The organism is Pseudomonas sp. HP_08, from assembly GCF_055284095.1.
On sequence record NZ_JBTOQC010000052.1, the window covers coordinates 1 to 19,197 of the forward strand.

The window sequence follows — 19,197 nt, forward strand, 5'->3', positions numbered from 1 at the left end:
CCCACACCCGCCCCTCCGGGCTGGTCTTTGGGCTTGGGCCCCCATGTTACACCCCTCGTTTTTTACTTTGCGGGCGCCCCCCAAAATTCCGCCCCGGCGTTTTTGTTGGGGCCCCGGGGCGGCGGGCCGTCAATCGCGATCAGTCAGTCCCGACGTTCCGTTCAGTGGCGGCGCATATCCAGCGTCATCGGCAGCTCGTCGTTAATATTGAGCGCCGCAACACTGAGCTTGCCCGGTGTGTGGCCGAAACGGAAGAAGCGCGCCAGGCGCCGGCTTTCCGCTTCGTTACCGTTGACCGGCAGGGTTTCGTAGTTGCGCCCGCCCGGATGCGCGACATGATACTCGCAGCCACCCAGTGAGCGCTGCATCCAGGTGTCGACGAGGTCAAAAACCAGCGGCGCATGCACCGGGATGGTCGGCTGCAGGCAGTTGGCCGGTTGCCAGGCACGATAACGCACCCCGGCGACGAACTCGCCGACCGTTCCTGTCGGTTGCAGCGGCACGGGAATGCCATTGCAGGTCAGCACGTAACGTTGCGGCGCCAGGCCCTTGAGACGCACCTGCAGCCGCTCCAGCGACGAGTCGACGTAACGCACCGCGCCGCCGCCCGAGCCCTCCTCGCCCAGCACATGCCAGGGTTCGAGCGCCTGGCGCAGTTCCAGCTCGATGCCGTTGACCGCGTAATCGCCCACTTTGGGAAAGCGGAACTCCAGGTGCGCGGCGAACCAGTCGGCTTTCAGCGGATAACCGGCCTCGTTGAGTTCGGTGATGACATCGGCGAAATCCTGCTCGATGAAGTGCGCGAGCATGAAGCGGTCATGCAACTCGGTGCCCCAACGCGCCAGCCGCGCGGGCTGGTAAGGCTCGCGCCAGAAGCGCGCCACCAGCGCACGCAGCAGCAGTTGCTGGGCAAGGCTCATGCGGGCATGCGGCGGCATTTCGAAGGCGCGCAGCTCCAGCAGCCCCAGGCGCCCGCTGGCGCTGTCCGGTGAATACAGCTTGTCGATGCAGAACTCGGCGCGGTGGGTGTTGCCGGTGACATCGATCAACAGGTTGCGCAGCAAGCGGTCGACCAGCCACGGCGCGACTTCTTCGCCCGGTTCAGGCATTTGCGCAAAGGCGATTTCCAGCTCGTACAACGAATCGTTGCGCGCCTCGTCGATGCGCGGTGCCTGGGAGGTTGGGCCGATGAACAACCCGGAGAACAGGTACGACAGCGATGGGTGGTTGTGCCAGTAGCTGATCAGGCTGCGCAGCAAGTCTGGCCTGCGCAGGAACGGTGAATCGCCGGGTGTCGCGCCGCCCAGGACGAAGTGGTTGCCGCCACCGGTGCCGGTGTGGCGTCCGTCGATCATGAATTTCTCGGTGGTCAGGCGGGTCTGGCGCGCCTGCTCATACAGAAACTCGGTGCGCTCGACCAACTCATCCCAGGTAGCGGACGGCTGGACGTTGACCTCGATCACGCCCGGATCCGGCGTAATACGGAAATTGGCCAGACGCGGGTCGCTCGGCGGCTCATACCCTTCGAGCAGCACCGGGCACGCCAACTCCTCGGCGGTGGCTTCAATCACCGCCACCAGCTCCAGGAACTCTTCCAGTTTCTGCAACGGCGGCAGGAACAGGTACAAGCGCCCGTCACGCACCTCGGCACACAACGCGGTGCGGGTCAGCCAGTCAGCGGACTCGTCGATCTTGGGTGCCCGGTCAGCGTCTGGTGCAGCAGACGGCGCCGGTGCTTGCGCGTCGCCCAGCGCCGGGAACGGCTGGTTGAGGTCGGTGGGGTGGATGAACGGGTACTCGGCAGCCTTGACCCACGGCTGTGAAGCCAGCGGCAAGCGATAGCCCAGCGCCGAGTCGCCCGGCACCAGCCGGCAGTGCTCGTCGCGCAGGTACCAGCGTCCGCTCTGCCATTGGTCGCCGGCAGCGGTGCGAGCCAGCGGCAGAACCTGGCCGATGACCTTGTCCAGCCCCTGATTGAAGACCTTGCGCAGCCGCGCACGCTCCATCTCGTCGCTCAGCCGGGCGTCTTCGGCGCTGACGTTGACCGGCAGTTGCCCTTCGCGCCACAGGTAGTAGAAATTGTCTTCGTAAGCCGGGAACACAAAGCGCGAGGCGACGCCCAGGCGCTCGGCAACACTGGCCAGAAAGCGTTCAGCCAGCTCGCTGGTGACCGCATATTCGCGGCTCTCATCGGCGATCAGCTCAGGATTGCGCCACACCGGCTGGCCGTCCTTGCGCCAGAAGCAGTTCAGCGACCAGCGCGGCAACTGCTCGCCGGGGTACCACTTGCCCTGACCGAAGTGCACCAGGCTGCCGGTCGCGTAGTGCTCGCGCAGGCGCTGGTACAACTGCGCCGACAAGCGCCGCTTGTTCGGCCCCAGTGCTGCGGTGTTCCACTCCGCGCCGTCACGGTCGTCGATGGACACAAACGTCGGCTCGCCGCCCATGGTCAGGCGCACGTCGCCCTGCTCAAGGTCACGGTCGATCTGCTGGCCGAGCGCGAGAATCTCGCCCCACTGCTCATCGCTGTACGGATGAGTGACACGCGGTGCTTCCCAGATACGGGTCACCGACATCTCGTGGCTGAACTCGCTTTCGCACGGTTCGACCAGACCGCTGATCGGCGCGGCAGAAGACGGCTCCGGGCTGCACGCCAGCGGAATGTGCCCTTCGCCGGCCAGCAGGCCTGAGGTGGCATCCAGGCCGATCCAGCCTGCGCCCGGCAGGTACACCTCGCACCAGGCGTGCAGGTCGGTGAAGTCGATATCGGTGCCCGACGGCCCGTCCAGCGCCTGGACATCGGCCTTGAGCTGGATCAGGTAGCCGGACACGAAACGCGCCGCCAGGCCCAGGTGACGCAGGATCTGCACCAGCAGCCAGGCCGAGTCACGGCATGAACCGGAGGCGTTACCCAGCGTTTGCTCAGGCGTCTGTACGCCCGGCTCCATGCGGATCAGGTAACCGATGTCGCTGTTGACCCGCTGGTTGAGCGCCACCAGGAAATCGATGCTGGGCAACGGCTCGCGCGATATGCCTTGCAGATATTCGGCAAACTTCGGCGTCAGCGGCAGCTTTTCAAGGTACGGCGCCAGCTCGCGCAGCTCTTCGCTGGCGTAGGTGAACGGAATCTTTTCTGCGTAGGGTTCAAGGAAGAAGTCGAACGGGTTGAACACCGCCATTTCGGCGACCAGATCGACCTCGATGCGCAGCTCCCGGGTCTTCTCGGGGAAAACCAGGCGCGCCAGATAATTGCCCTGCGGGTCCTGTTGCCAGTTGATGAAGTGATTCTCTGGCAACACTTTCAGCGAGTAGGACAACACCCGCGTGCGGCTATGGGCTGCCGGACGCAAGCGAACTACTTGAGGCCCCAGTTCGACGGCGCGTTCGTAACGGTAATGCGTGACGTGGTGCAAGGCGATATGAATCGACACGGCGTGCCTCCTGCGAGCCTGAACAAGTCCTCGGGCCGCGCAAGACTTATGCCACCAGCGACATGCACGGCGCCCAAGGCATGGATAATGCGCCTAAAGACAAGCAGAGCACCATAACGGCGCCAGAGTTCATTGCGTGTGCGTGGTGATGCACGGAAAAGGGGCGCCGCTGACGCAGCGCAACGTCCAGGGTTTGGCGTGTTCGCTGCCCCAAACGCATGACGCCAACCCGAAGGCTGGCGTCATGTGCATCAGGCAAACACTGTCAGCGCGGCACTACCGGCTGCCGCGCAGGCTTGTTGCTGCCTTTCTTGCCGGCCTGCGCACGGTCGCGCGCGGCCTGTTTGTTGCGGGCTTCGGCGGCGGCCTTGGCCTGTTCGCGCTTGTCCCACGGCTTGCTGCCGTCGCTGGCACGCGGCGGCAGGCCGGTGTGCTGGGTCAGGATCTTGCCGGTGTCTTTCTTGCTGTCCTTGCCGACCTTGTGGCTGCCCGACGGCGTCGAGTTCTTGCGACGCGCACTCTGGTAGCTGTCAGTCGCCGGCTGGTGCAGCGGAATCAATTGCTCCTTGCCCGAGCCGATGAGGTCGGCACGGCCCATGCGCTCCAGTGCTTCGCGCAGCATCGGCCAGCCCTTCGGATCGTGGTAGCGCAAGAAAGCCTTGTGCAAGCGACGCTGCTCATCGCTCTTGACGATGGTCAGGTTGTCACTCTTGTAGGTGACCTTGCGCAGCGGGTTCTTGCCCGAGTGGTACATGGCGGTTGCCGAGGCCATTGGCGACGGATAGAAAGCCTGCACCTGGTCGGCACGGAAGCCGTTGCGCTTGAGCCACAGCGCCAGGTTCATCATGTCTTCGTCGGTGGTGCCAGGGTGCGCGGCGATGAAGTACGGGATCAGGTACTGTTCCTTGCCCGCCTCTTTCGAGTACTTCTCGAACATGCGCTTGAAGCGGTCATAACTGCCGATGCCCGGCTTCATCATCTGGTTGAGCGGACCTTCCTCGGTGTGTTCCGGGGCGATCTTCAGGTAGCCGCCAACGTGGTGGGTCACCAGCTCCTTGACGTACTCCGGCGACTCGACCGCCAGGTCGTAGCGCAGGCCCGAGGCAATCAGAATCTTCTTCACACCCGGCAACGCACGCGCACTGCGGTACAGCTGGATCAGCGCCGAGTGGTCGGTGTTCAGGTTCGGGCAGATGCCGGGGAACACGCACGATGGCTTGCGGCAGGCGGATTCGATTTCCGGACTCTTGCAGGCGATGCGGTACATGTTCGCGGTCGGTCCGCCGAGGTCGGAAATCACCCCGGTGAAGCCCGGCACCTTGTCGCGGATTTCTTCGATCTCGCGAATGATCGATTCGTGAGAACGGTTCTGGATGATCCGCCCTTCGTGCTCGGTGATCGAGCAGAAGGTGCAGCCACCGAAGCAGCCACGCATGATGTTCACCGAGAAACGGATCATGTCGTAGGCCGGAATTTTTTCCTTGCCGTAGACCGGGTGCGGAACACGGGCGTACGGCATGCCGAACACGTAGTCCATTTCTTCGGTGGTCATCGGAATCGGCGGCGGGTTGAGCCAGATATCGACGTCGCCATGCTTCTGCACCAGCGCGCGGGCGTTGCCCGGGTTGGTTTCCAGGTGCAGCACGCGGTTGGCGTGAGCGTAAAGCACCGGGTCGTTGCGCACTTTCTCGAACGACGGCAGACGCAGCACGGTCTTGTCGCGGGTCATGTGCGGGCTTTCGAGAATCTGCACGACCTTGGCTTCGTTCGGGTCTTCGACCTCGCCCTTGGACTGCTCGATGGCACACGCCTGAGTGTCCTGGGTGTTCACGTACGGGTTGATGATCTTGTCGACCTTGCCCGGACGGTCGATACGGGTCGAGTCGACCTCGTACCAGCCCTTGGGCGTGTCGCGACGGATGAACACCGTACCGCGCACATCGGTGATGTCTTCGATCTTCTGCCCGTAGGACAGGCGCTGGGCGACCTCGACCACGGCACGCTCGGCGTTGCCGTACAGCAGGATGTCGGCGCAGGCGTCAACCAGGATCGAGTGACGAACCTTGTCCTGCCAGTAATCGTAGTGCGCGATGCGGCGCAACGAAGCCTCGATGCCGCCGAGCACGATCGGCACATGCTTGTAGGCTTCCTTGCAGCGCTGGCTGTACACCAGGCTGGCGCGGTCAGGACGCTTGCCGGCCATGCCGCCTGGCGTATAGGCGTCGTCGGAGCGGATCTTCTTGTCGGCGGTGTAGCGGTTGATCATCGAGTCCATGTTGCCGGCCGCGACACCGAAGAACAGGTTCGGCTCGCCCAGCTTCATGAAGTCGTCTTTGGAGGTCCAGTCCGGCTGGGCAATGATGCCGACCCGAAAACCCTGGGACTCCAGCAAGCGACCGATGATCGCCATGCCAAAGGAGGGATGGTCGACGTACGCATCACCGGAAATGATGATGATGTCGCACGAATCCCAGCCAAGCTGATCCATCTCTTCCCGGCTCATCGGCAGGAAGGGCGCTGGTCCGAAACATTCGGCCCAGTACTTGGGATAGTCAAATAACGGCTTGGCTGCTTGCATGGGCGGTGACCGATCGTTGTTGTGCAGGAAAATCGCGGGCGCGGAATATAGCACAAATTTTGATCACATCCGACTGCAATGGTCGGATTTGTCCTTGCTTGCTCAAGGCTGTGTTTATTGTGAAACAGCGCTGGCCCAAGCCTTTAACGTGATCTTTCTACAAGTCATTGTTTAGGAACAAAAACCTGAACAGGACCAGCCCCACAAGAAAATCCCTTCAATTTTTTAAAGCTTTTCCTACAACACCTGCATTGCCCATGGCCCGTATCGGCATTGAGCGAGCACTGCTCACCTCTGACAATGAGGTGCTTGTGCCTGCCTATCGAAAATGACCAGAGATCAATATGCCTATTGTCAAAGGCCTCATCCTCGCCTTGGGAGTCACGCTGTTCCTGAAGATCGCAACGATTGTGCCGGCGCTGGTACTGGCCGATATCATCGACAGCCTTGCGCATCCCGGCCAGTCGCTTTCGGCATTGCTTTGGCTGTTTCTGGTGTTGGTCGGCGTCCAGGCGCTGTTAACGCCCTTGCAGGCCTGGTGTCTGGCGCGCCTTTGCCAGGATCGGGTGCGCAACCTGTCGGCACGCTGGTGTCGCGATCTACTGGACAAACGCTTCGAGGCCTACGGAAAACTGCACGGTGGCACGCTGGTCAAGGTACTGGACCGCGGTATCACCGCCCAGGAACGCTGGCTGGGCTTTTTGATAGGTTCTGCATGGCCTGTGCTGGCCGAAGCGCTGGTGCTTGGCGGACTGTTTGTTTATCTGGGTGCGGGGCAAGTGCTGCTGGGCCTGTTGCCACTCAGCCTGGCCTATCTGTGGGTGAACAGCCTGCTGGTGCGTTGGCGGCGCCCGCAGATCGAGGCCGTCAATGCCCGCGAAGACGATCTGGCCGAGCAATGGGTGGACACATTCGCCAGCGCCGCCACGGTGAAACTTGAGCGGGCGCAGGATGCCGCGATGACGCCGGTGGAGCAAACCTTGAGCCATTACGCCGATGCAGCCGTGCGGGTGGCCGGTTCCGGCGGCGCACTGCAGGCAGCGCGGATTCTGTTCATCGGACTGGGCAGCGGTGCGCTGCTGGCCTGGGGGATCAATGACCGGGCCCAGGCCTCGCCGCTACTCAGCCTGGGCGAACTCGTTGCACTGTTCACACTGGTCAGCGGCTTGTTGGCAGGCGTTGCACAACTGGCCGAGGCCTGGCGGATGCTTGACCAGTTCCGCGCCGACCGGCAAAAGCTCGATCACTGGCTAGGATTGCCAGCGTTTGGCTCATCTTCACCGGCACCTTTGTGCATAACCGATCGCGAGGCAAGCCTGCACCTGGAGGCCTGTTCCTTATGGGAGCGCGACGAGTTACGCCTGCAGCTCTCAGCGCCTCTGACCATATACAGGGGCGAGCGGGTTGCACTGGCAGGCCCCAGCGGCGCCGGCAAGTCGACGCTGCTGCATGCACTTGCCGGCACTCTTCAGCCATTGCGCCAGCATCTTCAACTGGCCGGGCAGGCGATAGAACATCTCGATGCATCAAGCCAGCTTGCGCGGCTACGCCTCTGCCCCCAAGGCCCGCGTTTCATTCCGGGCCCATTACCGCGTGCGGTCTTGTTCGACCAGCCTCATGAGCCGGCGCACATTGAACAGTGGCTCAATCGTCTCGGGCTAGGCCATGCGTGGTACGGGCGAGAAATAGATGGGCGCGGTGAACGCATTTCCGGAGGAGAAGCGCGGCGATTGTCATTGCTGCGGATTCTGAATCGGCCCGGCGAATTCAATCTGTTCGACGAGCCCACCAGCGGCCTGGATACGGCGCTGGCTCGACAGACATGGGATCTGTTGTTTGAGACGCTTGAGGGCCGCGGGCTGATCTGCGTCACCCATGACCGGAGCGCGCTGGCGCGATTTGACCGGGTGATCTGGATGGAGGGCGGGCAAATAACCTCGATAGAAGCAGGCAGCCATTATCTTTAGCGCCTGCCGTCTCTATGAACGACTTGAACCCGCCGGTCAATCGTCGTCGAACTGATAGCTGCCCGGTGCCAGGTTTTCGAAGCGGGTATATTTACCGATGAACGCCAGGCGCGAGGTGCCGATCGGGCCGTTACGCTGTTTACCGATGATGATTTCGGCAATGCCCTTGTACTCGGTTTCCGGGTGATACACCTCGTCACGGTAGACGAACATGATCACGTCGGCGTCCTGCTCGATTGCACCGGACTCACGAAGGTCGGAGTTGATCGGGCGCTTGTTCGGACGTTGCTCCAGGGAGCGATTGAGCTGCGACAGGGCGATGACCGGGCAGTTGAATTCCTTGGCCAGCGCCTTGAGCGAGCGCGAGATCTCGGAGATCTCGTTGGTACGGTTGTCGCCGGCGGCGCCCGGGACTTTCATCAATTGCAGGTAGTCAATCATGATCATGCCGATGTCGCCATGCTCACGGGCCACCCGGCGCGTGCGGGCACGCATTTCCGACGGGCTGATACCGGCGGTGTCATCGATGAACAGCTTGCGGTCGTTGAGCAGGTTGACCGCCGACGTCAGGCGCGGCCAGTCGTCGTCGTCCAGTTGCCCGGAGCGGATCTTGGTCTGGTCGATACGGCCCAGCGAGGACAGCATCCGCATCATCAGCGATTCGCCTGGCATCTCCAGCGAGTAGACCAGTACGGCCTTTTCGCTGCGCAACACGGCGTTTTCCACCAGGTTCATGGCGAAGGTGGTCTTACCCATCGACGGACGACCGGCCACGATGATCAGGTCGGCCGGCTGCATGCCGCTGGTCATTTCGTCCAGGTCGGTGTAGCCGGTGGACAGACCGGTGATGGCGTTGTTGCTGTTGAACAGGGTGTCGATGCGGTCAATGGCGCGGGTCAGCAGGTCGTTGACGCCCACCGGACCACCGGTCTTGGGCCGCGCCTCGGCGATCTGGAAGATCTGCCGCTCGGCCTCGTCGAGAATTTCTTCGGCGGTGCGGCCTTCCGGGTTGAACGCGCTGTCGGCGATCTCGGTGCTGATGCCGATCAACTGGCGCAGCGTGGCCCGCTGGCGGACGATCTGGGCATAGGCCTTGATGTTGGCCACCGACGGGGTGTTCTTGGCCAGCTCACTGAGATAGCCCAGGCCACCGACCTGTGAGGCCTGGCCTTCCTTGTCCAGCTGTTCGGACAGGGTCACCACGTCGATCGGCAGGTTCTGATCGGCCAGACGCGCGATGGCACGGAAGATCAGACGGTGGTCATGTCGATAGAAATCGCCATCGGACACTTGATCGAGCACGCGCTCCCAGGCGTTGTTGTCCAGCATCAGACCACCGAGTACAGCCTGTTCGGCTTCGATGGAGTGAGGCGGCACCTTGAGGGCAGCGGTTTGCAGATCGTATTGCTCGGGGGCGGAGATATCGTTCATGGCCACGGGAATTCGGGGTACTCAGTCAGGCTTGCAGAAAGACAAAGGGCACGACCTGTGAACAGGATCGTGCCCGATGTTAATCCTCTGACGGCCAGGCCGCCAGACGATCATGTGCAGCTTAAGCAGCCACCACGACAACGCGAACGGTTGCGTCAACGTCGCTGTGCAGGTGCACGGCAACATCGAATTCACCGACGTTACGGATGGTGCCGTTCGGCAGACGAATTTCGCTTTTCGACACTTCAACGCCCGAGGCGGTCAGTGCGTCAGCGATATCGTGAGTACCGATCGAACCGAACAGCTTGCCTTCGTCGCCAGCGGTGGCAGTGATGGTCACTTCCAGCTCGGCCAGTTGGGCGGCGCGGGTTTCGGCCGAAGTTTTCTTGTCGGCAGCCAGCTGCTCCAGCTCGGCACGACGCTCTTCGAACGCAGCCAGGTTGGCAGCGGTCGCAGGAGTGGCCTTGCCGTAAGGCAGCAGGTAGTTACGACCGTAGCCGGCCTTAACGTTTACTTTGTCGCCCAGGTTGCCCAGGTTGGCGACTTTTTCCAGAAGGATCAGTTGCATGTGGAAATCCTCTAACTTTTAACCTTCACCGTTCGCAGAACCGTTACCGGCGTCTTTCGACCCCCGGCGGCCGCGAAAATCAATCAGGCTGTCGACAATGGCCAAGACCACGAGCAACGGATAGATCAGCTGCATGAACAACAGCAGCGTGATGTACATCCCCACCAGCCAGAACTTGCCAAGGCGCTTTTCAGCGACCAGGCCATGAATCAGGGCGGCACCCGCGAACACCAGTGGCACGCTGCACAACGGTGTCAACATAGCCATGTGCGGACCGAAGTTCGGCCCCACCAGCATGCACACCAACAGCACCAGCATCGGTATCAGCGGCAATCTCACGGCGCGAAATTCACGCCCGAAACCACCGGGGTTGTACAACAACGCTTGCCAGTAACGCCCCAGCATCAGGGTCAGCACACTGACGATCTGCAACAAAGCCGCTATCAGGCCGTTGAGGACCGGTGCAATCAGGGATCCCAGACGGGCCCGTTCTTCTACGCTCATCTGATCGTAGATTCCGGGGAGCATTGCCGGCAGGTGCTTCTGAAGCTCCTGCGACAACATCTCTATGGGTTCATGGAACACCGAACCCAGGATCACTGCGTACAACAATCCCCACGCTACGCTTGCAAGCAGCACACGGACCCAGGACTCGCTGGCACGCAAAACCATTGCCAGGCCTAGCGAACCGACCAACACCATAGCGGTGCGCGGTTCACCGAAATACCACCAGACCAAAGCCGGCAGCAGAGCCCAGGCCAGGATGCCGGCGGCATCACTGAACCCGCGTCGCAGAAGCACCAGGCACCCTGCGGCAGCACTCAACCAGAACAGCAGCGGCAATGCCGCACATCCGGCCACGATCAAAGTGGCCTGCATACGACCGCGCATGATCAATTCAGCTAAGGCGCGCATGCGATCTATCCCTTGTTACGTCTTGTCGACTACCCGGTCTCAGCGGCCGTGGCTGTCGGTGTAAGCCAGCAAGGCCAGGAAGCGGGCGCGCTTGATAGCGGTGGCCAGCTGACGCTGATAACGAGCTTTGGTACCGGTGATGCGGCTTGGAACGATTTTGCCGGTTTCCGATACGTAGGCTTTCAGAGTGTTGAGATCCTTGTAATCGATCTCTTTCACGTCTTCAGCGGTGAAGCGGCAGAATTTACGACGACGGAAGAAACGTGCCATGTAATAGGCTCCTCAAAAGGTCCGTGGATTACTCGTCAGCGTTATCGCTAACGTCACTGTTGTCGCTGTCATCGCCATCGGCGCTGTCAGAGTGCTCAGGACGGTCACGACGCTCACGGCGCTCGCTGCGGTTTTCTTCAGCCTTGAGCATCTCGGACTGGCCAGTGACGGCTTCGTCGCGACGGATGACCAGGTTACGGATCACGGCATCGTTGTAACGGAAGTTGTCTTCCAGCTCGGCCAGAGCCTTGCCAGTGCACTCAACGTTCAGCATCACGTAGTGAGCCTTGTGAACATTGTTGATTGCATAGGCCAGTTGACGACGGCCCCAATCTTCCAGACGGTGAACCTGGCCACCGTCTTCTTCGATCAGCTTGGTGTAACGCTCAACCATGCCGCCGACTTGTTCGCTTTGATCCGGGTGGACCAAAAAGATGATTTCGTAATGACGCATGAATGCTCCTTACGGGTTGTAGCCTGCCACGAAATGTGGTCAGACAAGGAGTGAATGACTCGTGTTTGCCTTGCTCACGCACGGGCACATGATGGCCTGCCGTGGCAGCAAGGGGCGCAATTGTAGAGAAGGGGCGATAGCGGTGCAAGGACATTGGTGAATATTTGAACAATGTCCTTGCCCGCAGAGATGACAGCCAGCAGAGGAGCGGCTTATTTCTTGCCGGCCGCCTTGGCGCCGCGCTGGCGCAGCGCTTCGAACAGGCACACACCGGTGGCCACCGAGACATTGAGGCTGCTGACGCTGCCCGCCATCGGCAGGCGCACCAGAAAATCGCAATGCTCGCGGGTCAGGCGGCGCATGCCTTTGCCTTCGGCGCCCATGACCAGCACGATCGGCCCGGTCAGGTCCTGCTCGTACAGTTCCTGCTCGGCTTCGCCGGCTGTGCCGACGATCCACAGCCCGCGATTCTGGAGTTTTTCCAGGGTCCGGGCCAGGTTGGTCACGGCCACCAGCGGAATCACTTCAGCGGCGCCGCAGGCAACCTTGCGCACGGTCGAATTGAGCGTCGCCGATTTATCCTTGGGCACCAGCACTGCCAGCGCACCGGCCGCATCGGCGGTACGCAGGCAAGCGCCAAGGTTGTGCGGGTCGGTCACGCCGTCGAGCACCAGCAACAGCGGCGGGCCTTCATGACGCTCAAGCAGCTCATCGAGCATCGCCTCGCCCCAGACCTGGCTGGGGCTGACTTCGGCCACGACGCCCTGATGAACGCCTTCAACCCAGGCATCCATCTCGCGGCGTTCGGCCTGACCGATCTGGACACGGTTCTGCCCGGCCAGCTCGACCAGCGTCTGGACGCGCGGCTCGCTGCGTCCTTCAGCCAGCCAGATCTGCTTGACCCGCTTGGGGTGATGACGCAACAACGCTTCTACGGCATGCACGCCGTAGACTTTTTCCAGATCACTCATGACTTGGCCTTGGTTTTGGACCGTGACGGCCCCTTGCGGTGCTTGCTGGGCTTGGCAGACGACTCTTCACTGCGCGAAGGCTTGCCCGACGATTTGCCGGCCCCCTTGGCTTCAGCCAGCAACGCCTGTTTCAATTCCCGACTTTTACGCACCTCGGCATTCTTGGCCACTGCGTCGCTGGGGTAATACGCATCGCTGACAGCGCGCTTGCCCGAGGCTTTGTCCGAGGACTTGTCGGTCGTCTTGCGGCGATCGCTGCGAGCAGGCGGTACCGGCGTTGCAGTCTGCTTGGTCTCGGCAGGCGGCGTGGTGTCGTGCAAACGACGCTTGCCACGGCTGGCTGGCGCAATCGAAGTGGCCTTGGCCGAGACTTCGAAGTCGATCTTGCGCTCGTCCAGGTCGACACGCATGACCTTGACCTCGACGGTGTCGCCCAAACGGTAGCTGCGACCTCTGCGCTCACCGGCCAGGCGATGGTGCACCGGGTCGAAATGGTAATAGTCGTCCGGCAGCGCGGTGACGTGCACCAGGCCTTCGACATAGATGTCGATCAGCTCGACGAACAGGCCGAAACCGGTCACAGCAGTGATCAGGCCCGGGAAGGACTCGCCCACACGGTCTTTCATGAACTCGCACTTGAGCCAGTTCACGACATCGCGAGTGGCTTCGTCGGCACGGCGCTCGCTCATCGAGCATTGTTCGCCCAGTTGCTCAAGCTGCGGCTCGTCGTACGGGTAGATGCGCGCTTTCGGAATCGTGGCGGCATCGGCACGGCGCACGTGCGAGGTCTCGCGCTTGGAGCGGATCACGCTGCGGATCGCCCGATGGGTGAGCAGGTCCGGGTAGCGGCGAATCGGCGAGGTGAAGTGCGTGTAGGCCTCGTAATTCAGGCCGAAGTGGCCGTTGTTGTCGGCGGTGTATACCGCCTGGCTCAACGAACGCAGCATCACGGTCTGGATCAGGTGATGGTCCGGGCGCTCGCGCACGGTTTCCAGCAGGGCCTGATAATCCTTGGGCGACGGACCGTCCTTGCCCTTGTGCAGCGACAGTCCCAGCTCGCCAAGGAAAGCGCTGAGCTTTTCCAGACGCTCTGGCGGCGGGCCGTCGTGGACGCGGTACAACGCCGGGATCTCATGCTTTTTGAGAAACTCGGCAGTGGCCACGTTGGCGGCCAGCATGCACTCTTCGATCAGCTTGTGCGCATCGTTGCGAGTGGTCGGGCGAATCTCGGCAATCTTGCGCTCTGCACCGAAGATGATCCGCGTTTCCTGGGTTTCGAAGTCGATTGCGCCACGCGCATGGCGCGCGCCCAGCAGCACTTTATACAGTGCATAAAGCTGCTTGAGGTCCGGCACCACTTCGTTGTATTCGTCGCGCAACTTGCGCGCTTCGGAGGTACGGCCGTGCTCAAGGATGGTGCTGACCTTGTTATAGGTCAGGCGCGCATGCGAGTGGATGACCGCCTCGTAGAAGACGTAATCAACCATTTCGCCGGTCTTGGAGAAGTCCATCTCACAGACCATCGCCAGCCGGTCGACGTGCGGGTTCAGCGAGCACAGGCCGTTGGACAGCTCTTCAGGCAGCATCGGCACGACGCGCTCGGGGAAGTACACCGAGTTGCCACGTACCTGAGCTTCGTCGTCGAGGGCCGAGCCGATTTTCACGTAACTGGAAACGTCGGCGATCGCCACGTACAGCTTCCAGCCACCGGAGAACAGGCGCAGCTTGCCAGGGCGCGCTTCGCAGTAAACGGCATCGTCGAAGTCGCGGGCGTCTTCACCGTCGATGGTCACGAATGGCAGGTGACGCAGATCGATGCGGTTGGCCTTGTCCTTCTCTTCGACTTCGGGCTTGAGCCGCGCCGCTTCCTTGAGAACACCTTGTGGCCACACATGGGGAATATCGTAGCTGCGCAGGGCAACGTCGATTTCCATGCCCGGCGCCATATAGTTGCCCACGACCTCGACCACATCGCCCTGCGGCTGGAAGCGCGGGGTTGGCCAGTGGGTGATCTTCACCTCGACGAACTGACCGACTTTCGCGCCGCCATTGCGGCCGGTAGTCACCAGCACTTCCTGCTGGATCTTGGGGTTGTCGGGGGTGACGAAACCAATGCCGCTTTCTTCGAAATAGCGACCCACAATGGATTCGTGCGCGCGGGAAATGACCTCGACGATCACACCTTCACGGCGACCGCGACGGTCCAGACCGGAAACCCGCGCCAGGGCACGGTCGCCATCGAAGACCAGACGCATCTGGCTCGGGCTCATGAACAGGTCGTCGGAGCCATCGTCGGGAATCAGGAAGCCGAAACCGTCACGGTGACCGCTGATGCGGCCCAGGATCAGGTCCAGCTTGTCGACCGGCGCGTAGGTGCCGCGACGGGTGTAGATCAATTGACCGTCGCGCTCCATCGCGCGCAAGCGGCGGCGCAGGGCCTCGAATTGATCTTCGGTGACCAGGCCGAACTCGTCGACCAGTTGCTCGCGACTGGCCGGCGAACCACGCTCGGCAAGGTGCTGCAGGATCAGCTCGCGGCTGGGAATGGGGTTTTCGTATTTTTCCGCTTCACGAGCGGCCTCGGGATCGAGGGACTGCCAATCGGCCATTAGTATTCATTCACCTTTTCGGAAGGGCGCAGTTTCGCATATACAGGATTGAAACGCGAAAAAGCCGTTTCAGCCCCTCTCAATCACTTTTTTTCAAAAATCATAAAAAAGAGCTTTACAGGCCATAAGGCCATCCCTAAGATGCGCACCACAACGACAGCCAAGGCTGTGTTGAGTTGAAACAGACAGCATTCTCAAACGAAAAGGCTGTTGAAAGCAACGAGTTGCCCAGATGGTGAAATTGGTAGACACGCCAGCTTCAGGTGCTGGTGACCGCAAGGTCGTGGAAGTTCGAGTCTTCTTCTGGGCACCAATTCAAAAACAGAGCATCGCTTTGTTTTAAAAGTAGACCAGGATTCACATCCCGGTTGAAAGCAGTAAATGCTACATCCGCCCAGGTGGTGAAATTGGTAGACACGCCAGCTTCAGGTGCTGGTGACCTTACGGTCGTGGAAGTTCGAGTCTTCTCCTGGGCACCAATTCAAACAAAACCGAGCCAAGCGCTCGGTTTTGTGCTTTCCGGGATATGGGTTTTCTGCCCCACTCTTCCCGCCCAACCTCGCAAACAGGATCCGGCGCAGCCATGGGCCACGCCGGACAGTGCATTCGATCAGGCCCGGAACTGCCCGAGGCTGGCCTTCAGTTGCGCCGCCAGACCATTGAGCACCTTGCCGCTGGCCGTGGTTTCCGACACCGCCTTGGCGGCGCGCTCTGCCTGGGCATGAATCACCTCGACCCGGCCACGCACCGCTTGCGCGCCTTGCGCCTGATGCACGGCGGCCTGGGTCGCCAGACCAATCGCCGCATGCACCTGCTCGACCGACTCCTGTACCGACTGTTGCAAGCGCGTGCTGTCACGCAGCACCGCAAGCCCCTCCTTGGCCTGCCGACCGGCTTGATCGATGGCTGCCACCGCCTCTTTGGCGCCACGTTGCAACGCGCCGATGTGCGCCTGAATGTCGCCGGTCGAACTCTGGGTCTTGCTCGCCAGGGCGCGCACTTCATCGGCCACCACCGCGAAGCCGCGCCCGGTCTCACCGGCGCGTGCCGCTTCGATGGCCGCGTTCAGGGCCAGCAAGTTGGTCTGCTCGGCGATTCCATGAATCACTTCAAGTACCACTTCGATCTGCTGGCTTTGCTGAGCCAGACGCTCGATGACCTGCGCACCGGTCTCGACCTGCCCGGCCAACGCCTCGATCAGGCCGCCGACCTGATTGGAGGTGCGAGTGTTTTCGTCGGTCGCCTGTTTGATGTCGACCACCTGGCGCAACGCCGCCTGCATGGCCTGGCTTTCGTTCTGCGCCTCATCGGCCATGCGCTCCAGCGCCTGCAGGCTGGCCGCGACTTCATCGCGCTGCAACTCGGCGGCCGCATCGGCACCGGCATTGCGCTCGCTCATCACGCCGATCTCGACACCGGTACGTTGCGCCACTTCGCCAGCCTCGCGCACGATAGGCTGCAGCTTGTCGACGAAACGGTTGACCGCCGCCGACATGTCGCCAATTTCGTCATTGCTGTCGAGCCGCACACGCTTGGTCAGGTCGCCCTCGCCAGCGGCCAGATCATTCAGCGCCGCAATCAGCAGCCGCAGCTTGTTGACCACTCGATGACCCAGCACGACCGCCACCAACAGCAGCACACCCAGCCCGACCAGAGCCAGGCTCAAGCCAATTCTCCAGCGCAGCGATTCTGCCGCTTCCTTGACTGCCAGCCGGGTATTACTAGCCATGGTGTCGGCGGTGCTGTGTGCAGCCTGCAAGCGGCTGCGCAAGGCGGCCGAGCTATCAGCCGAGGCACTGGTCAGGCTGGCCGACACCAGTTGCTCGCCACTGGTAATCAGGGCGGCAAAACGCTTGTCCAGCGCGACCAGGCTTTCTTCGACAGCGGTGGTCGATACGCCCATGCGCACCTTGCCGATCTCGACCCCATTAGGACTGATCGGGGCCTCGACGTAATACACCGCCGGATCGGTCCTGGCGGCATCGAGCACCTTGTCCATGGCCCGCTCGCCCTGCCCCTTGGTCAGCAACATCTTGATCGTGGCATTGTCGCGATCCAGATAACGGGTCAAGTGCTCACCCGCCGCATCGTCGTAGACCACGAACAGCACATTGGGATTGCGCTGCGCACGCCGGGCAAACTCCGAAAGGGTTGGCGTGTCGTTGTCCCACATGGCCCGCGGCGCCACGGCTGCCAGCAGCTCGGCCATGTCGTTGGTCGATTCGCGCAGGTTCTTTTCCAGCGTGGCACGCAATTGCGCCTGCTCATCCTTCAGACGAGTGGACAGCCCCTGACTGAGACGCTGCTGGGTATTGACCGACAACGCATTGAGGCTGGACGCCACTTCGTTACTGGCTTGCTCCAGCTGCGAAGACAGCTGTTGCGAATCTACACCCAGGCTCTGCGCCAGATCAGCCTCCAGCGCAGTGACCGTGCTTCGCGTCAGCGCAACCGCGATCAGAACCTGCACCAAAAGAGCGATACCAAGCGCGATGAATACCGGGCGCAGCAAGCGACTACGTAGAAGAGAAAGGACAGCTGACACAGGAGACACCCCCAGCACTAAACGCCATTAAAGTGATGGCACTTTTTCTGACGTTTCTACAGCAATTGCCATGCCGCTAACAAGACGTGGATCAAGCAGAAACGACAAAGGGCCGCAATAGCGGCCCTTTGTGTTTTACAGCAGCGATCAATCAGGCAAACGGGTGACGCAGCACGATGGTCTCGTTGCGGTCCGGGCCGGTGGAGATGATGTCGATCGGTGCGTTGACCAGCTCTTCGATGCGCTTGATGTAGGCACGCGCATTGGCCGGCAGGTCTTCCAGGGTCTTGGCGCCCAGGGTCGACTCGCTCCAGCCCGGCATCTGCTCGTACACCGGACGCAGGCCGATGTAGCTGTCAGAGTCGGTCGGCGCATCGATCACTGCGCCGTCTTCGTTTTCGTAGCCGACGCAGATGTTGATGGTTTCCAGACCGTCGAGCACGTCCAGCTTGGTCAGGCAGATGCCCGAGATGCTGTTGATTTCGATGGCGCGACGCAGGATCACGGCATCGAACCAGCCGCAGCGACGCGCACGGCCGGTGGTCGAACCGAACTCGTGACCACGCTTGGCCAGGAACGCACCGATGTCGTCGAACAGTTCGGTCGGGAAAGGACCGGAACCGACGCGAGTGGTGTAGGCCTTGGTGATGCCCAGAATGTAATCCAGGTACAGCGGACCAAAACCGGAACCGGTGGCGATGCCGCCGGCGGTGGTGTTGGAGCTGGTCACGTACGGGTAAGTACCGTGGTCGATGTCCAGCAACGAACCCTGGGCACCTTCGAACATGATGTCTTTGCCGTCACGACGGAATTCGTGCAGGGCGGCAGTGACGTCGAGCATCAGCGGCTTGAGCAGGTCGGCGTATTCCATGCACTCGTCGAGTGTTTTCTGGAAGTCGATGGCCGGCTCTTTGTAGTAATTGACCAGCTGGAAGTTGTGGTAGTCCAGCAACTCGCCCAGCTTGGCGGCGAAACGCTCGCGATGGAACAGGTCACCGATGCGCAGACCGCGACGGGCAACCTTGTCTTCGTAAGCCGGGCCGATGCCGCGACCGGTGGTACCGATCTTCAGTTCGCCACGAGCTTTCTCGCGCGCCTGGTCCAGCGCGACGTGGTAAGACAGGATCAGCGGGCAGGACGGGCTGATGCGCAGGCGCTCGCGAACCGGAATGCCCTTCTCTTCGAGCTTGGTGATTTCACGCATGAGCGCGTCGGGTGCGACCACGACACCGTTACCGATCAGGCACTGCACGCCTTCACGCAGCACACCGGACGGAATCAGGTGCAATACGGTCTTTTCACCGTCGATCACCAGCGTGTGGCCAGCGTTGTGGCCACCTTGGTAACGCACTACGGCGGTAGCATGTTCGGTCAGCAGATCAACGATCTTGCCTTTGCCCTCATCACCCCATTGGGTGCCCAGGACTACGACATTCTTACCCATAACACTTGTCCTCA

The 19,197-nt window shown here is 61.5% G+C and carries 12 protein-coding genes and 2 tRNA genes; 3 read left to right on the forward strand and 11 right to left on the reverse strand.

What is annotated here, in order from left to right; translation table 11 throughout:
* Positions 1-161: 161 nt before the first annotated feature.
* Together ACYAS9_RS27870 and ACYAS9_RS27875 are read right to left on the reverse strand one after the other, a co-directional pair.
* The gene (locus tag ACYAS9_RS27870) at positions 162-3,431 is read right to left on the reverse strand and encodes a transglutaminase family protein (RefSeq protein ID WP_463571712.1); all 3,270 of its coding nucleotides are present in this window, start codon (positions 3,429-3,431) and stop codon (positions 162-164) included.
* 265 nt (positions 3,432-3,696) lie between these two features.
* The gene (locus tag ACYAS9_RS27875; RefSeq protein WP_463571713.1) at positions 3,697-6,009 is read right to left on the reverse strand and encodes a YgiQ family radical SAM protein; all 2,313 of its coding nucleotides are present in this window, start codon (positions 6,007-6,009) and stop codon (positions 3,697-3,699) included.
* A gap of 344 nt (positions 6,010-6,353) precedes the next feature.
* Here ACYAS9_RS27875 and ACYAS9_RS27880 point away from each other — a divergent pair, with 344 nt between their 5' ends.
* Entirely contained in the window at positions 6,354-7,976 is a 1,623-nt protein-coding gene (locus ACYAS9_RS27880; RefSeq protein WP_463571714.1) for an ATP-binding cassette domain-containing protein, read from the forward strand.
* A gap of 36 nt (positions 7,977-8,012) precedes the next feature.
* On the opposite strand, the gene dnaB is transcribed toward ACYAS9_RS27880, so the two are convergent.
* From dnaB to rnr, 7 genes are all read right to left on the reverse strand, one after another.
* Positions 8,013-9,407, reverse strand: coding sequence for a replicative DNA helicase (dnaB, locus tag ACYAS9_RS27885; RefSeq protein WP_463571715.1), 1,395 nt, complete (start codon positions 9,405-9,407; stop codon positions 8,013-8,015).
* 121 nt (positions 9,408-9,528) lie between these two features.
* Positions 9,529-9,975, reverse strand: a complete 447-nt coding sequence (gene rplI, locus ACYAS9_RS27890; RefSeq protein ID WP_056840673.1) for a 50S ribosomal protein L9 — start codon at positions 9,973-9,975, stop codon at positions 9,529-9,531.
* 18 nt (positions 9,976-9,993) lie between these two features.
* Positions 9,994-10,890: a YybS family protein gene (locus ACYAS9_RS27895; protein WP_463571717.1), complete on the reverse strand. Its 897-nt coding sequence runs from the start codon at positions 10,888-10,890 to the stop codon at positions 9,994-9,996.
* 39 nt (positions 10,891-10,929) lie between these two features.
* Positions 10,930-11,160, reverse strand: coding sequence for a 30S ribosomal protein S18 (gene rpsR, locus ACYAS9_RS27900; RefSeq protein ID WP_002551829.1), 231 nt, complete (start codon positions 11,158-11,160; stop codon positions 10,930-10,932).
* 28 nt (positions 11,161-11,188) lie between these two features.
* Positions 11,189-11,614, reverse strand: a complete 426-nt coding sequence (rpsF, locus tag ACYAS9_RS27905) for a 30S ribosomal protein S6 (protein WP_109512918.1) — start codon at positions 11,612-11,614, stop codon at positions 11,189-11,191.
* Between the two features lie 212 nt (positions 11,615-11,826).
* Complete coding sequence (gene rlmB, locus ACYAS9_RS27910; RefSeq protein WP_463571718.1) at positions 11,827-12,585, reverse strand: 23S rRNA (guanosine(2251)-2'-O)-methyltransferase RlmB; 759 nt, start codon at positions 12,583-12,585, stop codon at positions 11,827-11,829.
* Positions 12,582-15,194, reverse strand: coding sequence for a ribonuclease R (gene rnr, locus ACYAS9_RS27915; protein WP_463571720.1), 2,613 nt, complete (start codon positions 15,192-15,194; stop codon positions 12,582-12,584). Before rnr ends, rlmB begins: the two co-directional genes overlap by 4 nt.
* Before the next feature lie 226 nt (positions 15,195-15,420).
* Here rnr and ACYAS9_RS27920 point away from each other — a divergent pair.
* Positions 15,421-15,507 (forward strand) — tRNA-Leu (locus ACYAS9_RS27920).
* Positions 15,508-15,586: 79 nt separating this feature from the next.
* Positions 15,587-15,673 (forward strand) — tRNA-Leu (locus ACYAS9_RS27925).
* A 131-nt stretch (positions 15,674-15,804) separates the two neighbouring features.
* On the opposite strand, the gene ACYAS9_RS27930 is transcribed toward ACYAS9_RS27925, so the two are convergent.
* Positions 15,805-17,739: a methyl-accepting chemotaxis protein gene (locus tag ACYAS9_RS27930; RefSeq protein ID WP_463571722.1), complete on the reverse strand. Its 1,935-nt coding sequence runs from the start codon at positions 17,737-17,739 to the stop codon at positions 15,805-15,807.
* A 151-nt stretch (positions 17,740-17,890) separates the two neighbouring features.
* Positions 17,891-19,183, reverse strand: coding sequence for an adenylosuccinate synthase (locus ACYAS9_RS27935; protein WP_463571724.1), 1,293 nt, complete (start codon positions 19,181-19,183; stop codon positions 17,891-17,893).
* Positions 19,184-19,197 lie beyond the last annotated feature (14 nt).

Coding starts and splice junctions, on each gene's coding strand:
- rnr (WP_463571720.1), bottom strand. CDS start 15,194: ATGGCCGATTGGCAGTCCCTCGATCCCGAGGCCGCTCGTGAAGCGGAA.
- ACYAS9_RS27935 (WP_463571724.1), bottom strand. CDS start 19,183: ATGGGTAAGAATGTCGTAGTCCTGGGCACCCAATGGGGTGATGAGGGC.
- dnaB (WP_463571715.1), bottom strand. CDS start 9,407: ATGAACGATATCTCCGCCCCCGAGCAATACGATCTGCAAACCGCTGCC.
- rpsF (WP_109512918.1), bottom strand. CDS start 11,614: ATGCGTCATTACGAAATCATCTTTTTGGTCCACCCGGATCAAAGCGAA.
- ACYAS9_RS27875 (WP_463571713.1), bottom strand. CDS start 6,009: ATGCAAGCAGCCAAGCCGTTATTTGACTATCCCAAGTACTGGGCCGAA.
- ACYAS9_RS27880 (WP_463571714.1), top strand. CDS start 6,354: ATGCCTATTGTCAAAGGCCTCATCCTCGCCTTGGGAGTCACGCTGTTC.
- ACYAS9_RS27895 (WP_463571717.1), bottom strand. CDS start 10,890: ATGCGCGCCTTAGCTGAATTGATCATGCGCGGTCGTATGCAGGCCACT.
- rpsR (WP_002551829.1), bottom strand. CDS start 11,160: ATGGCACGTTTCTTCCGTCGTCGTAAATTCTGCCGCTTCACCGCTGAA.
- rlmB (WP_463571718.1), bottom strand. CDS start 12,585: ATGAGTGATCTGGAAAAAGTCTACGGCGTGCATGCCGTAGAAGCGTTG.
- rplI (WP_056840673.1), bottom strand. CDS start 9,975: ATGCAACTGATCCTTCTGGAAAAAGTCGCCAACCTGGGCAACCTGGGC.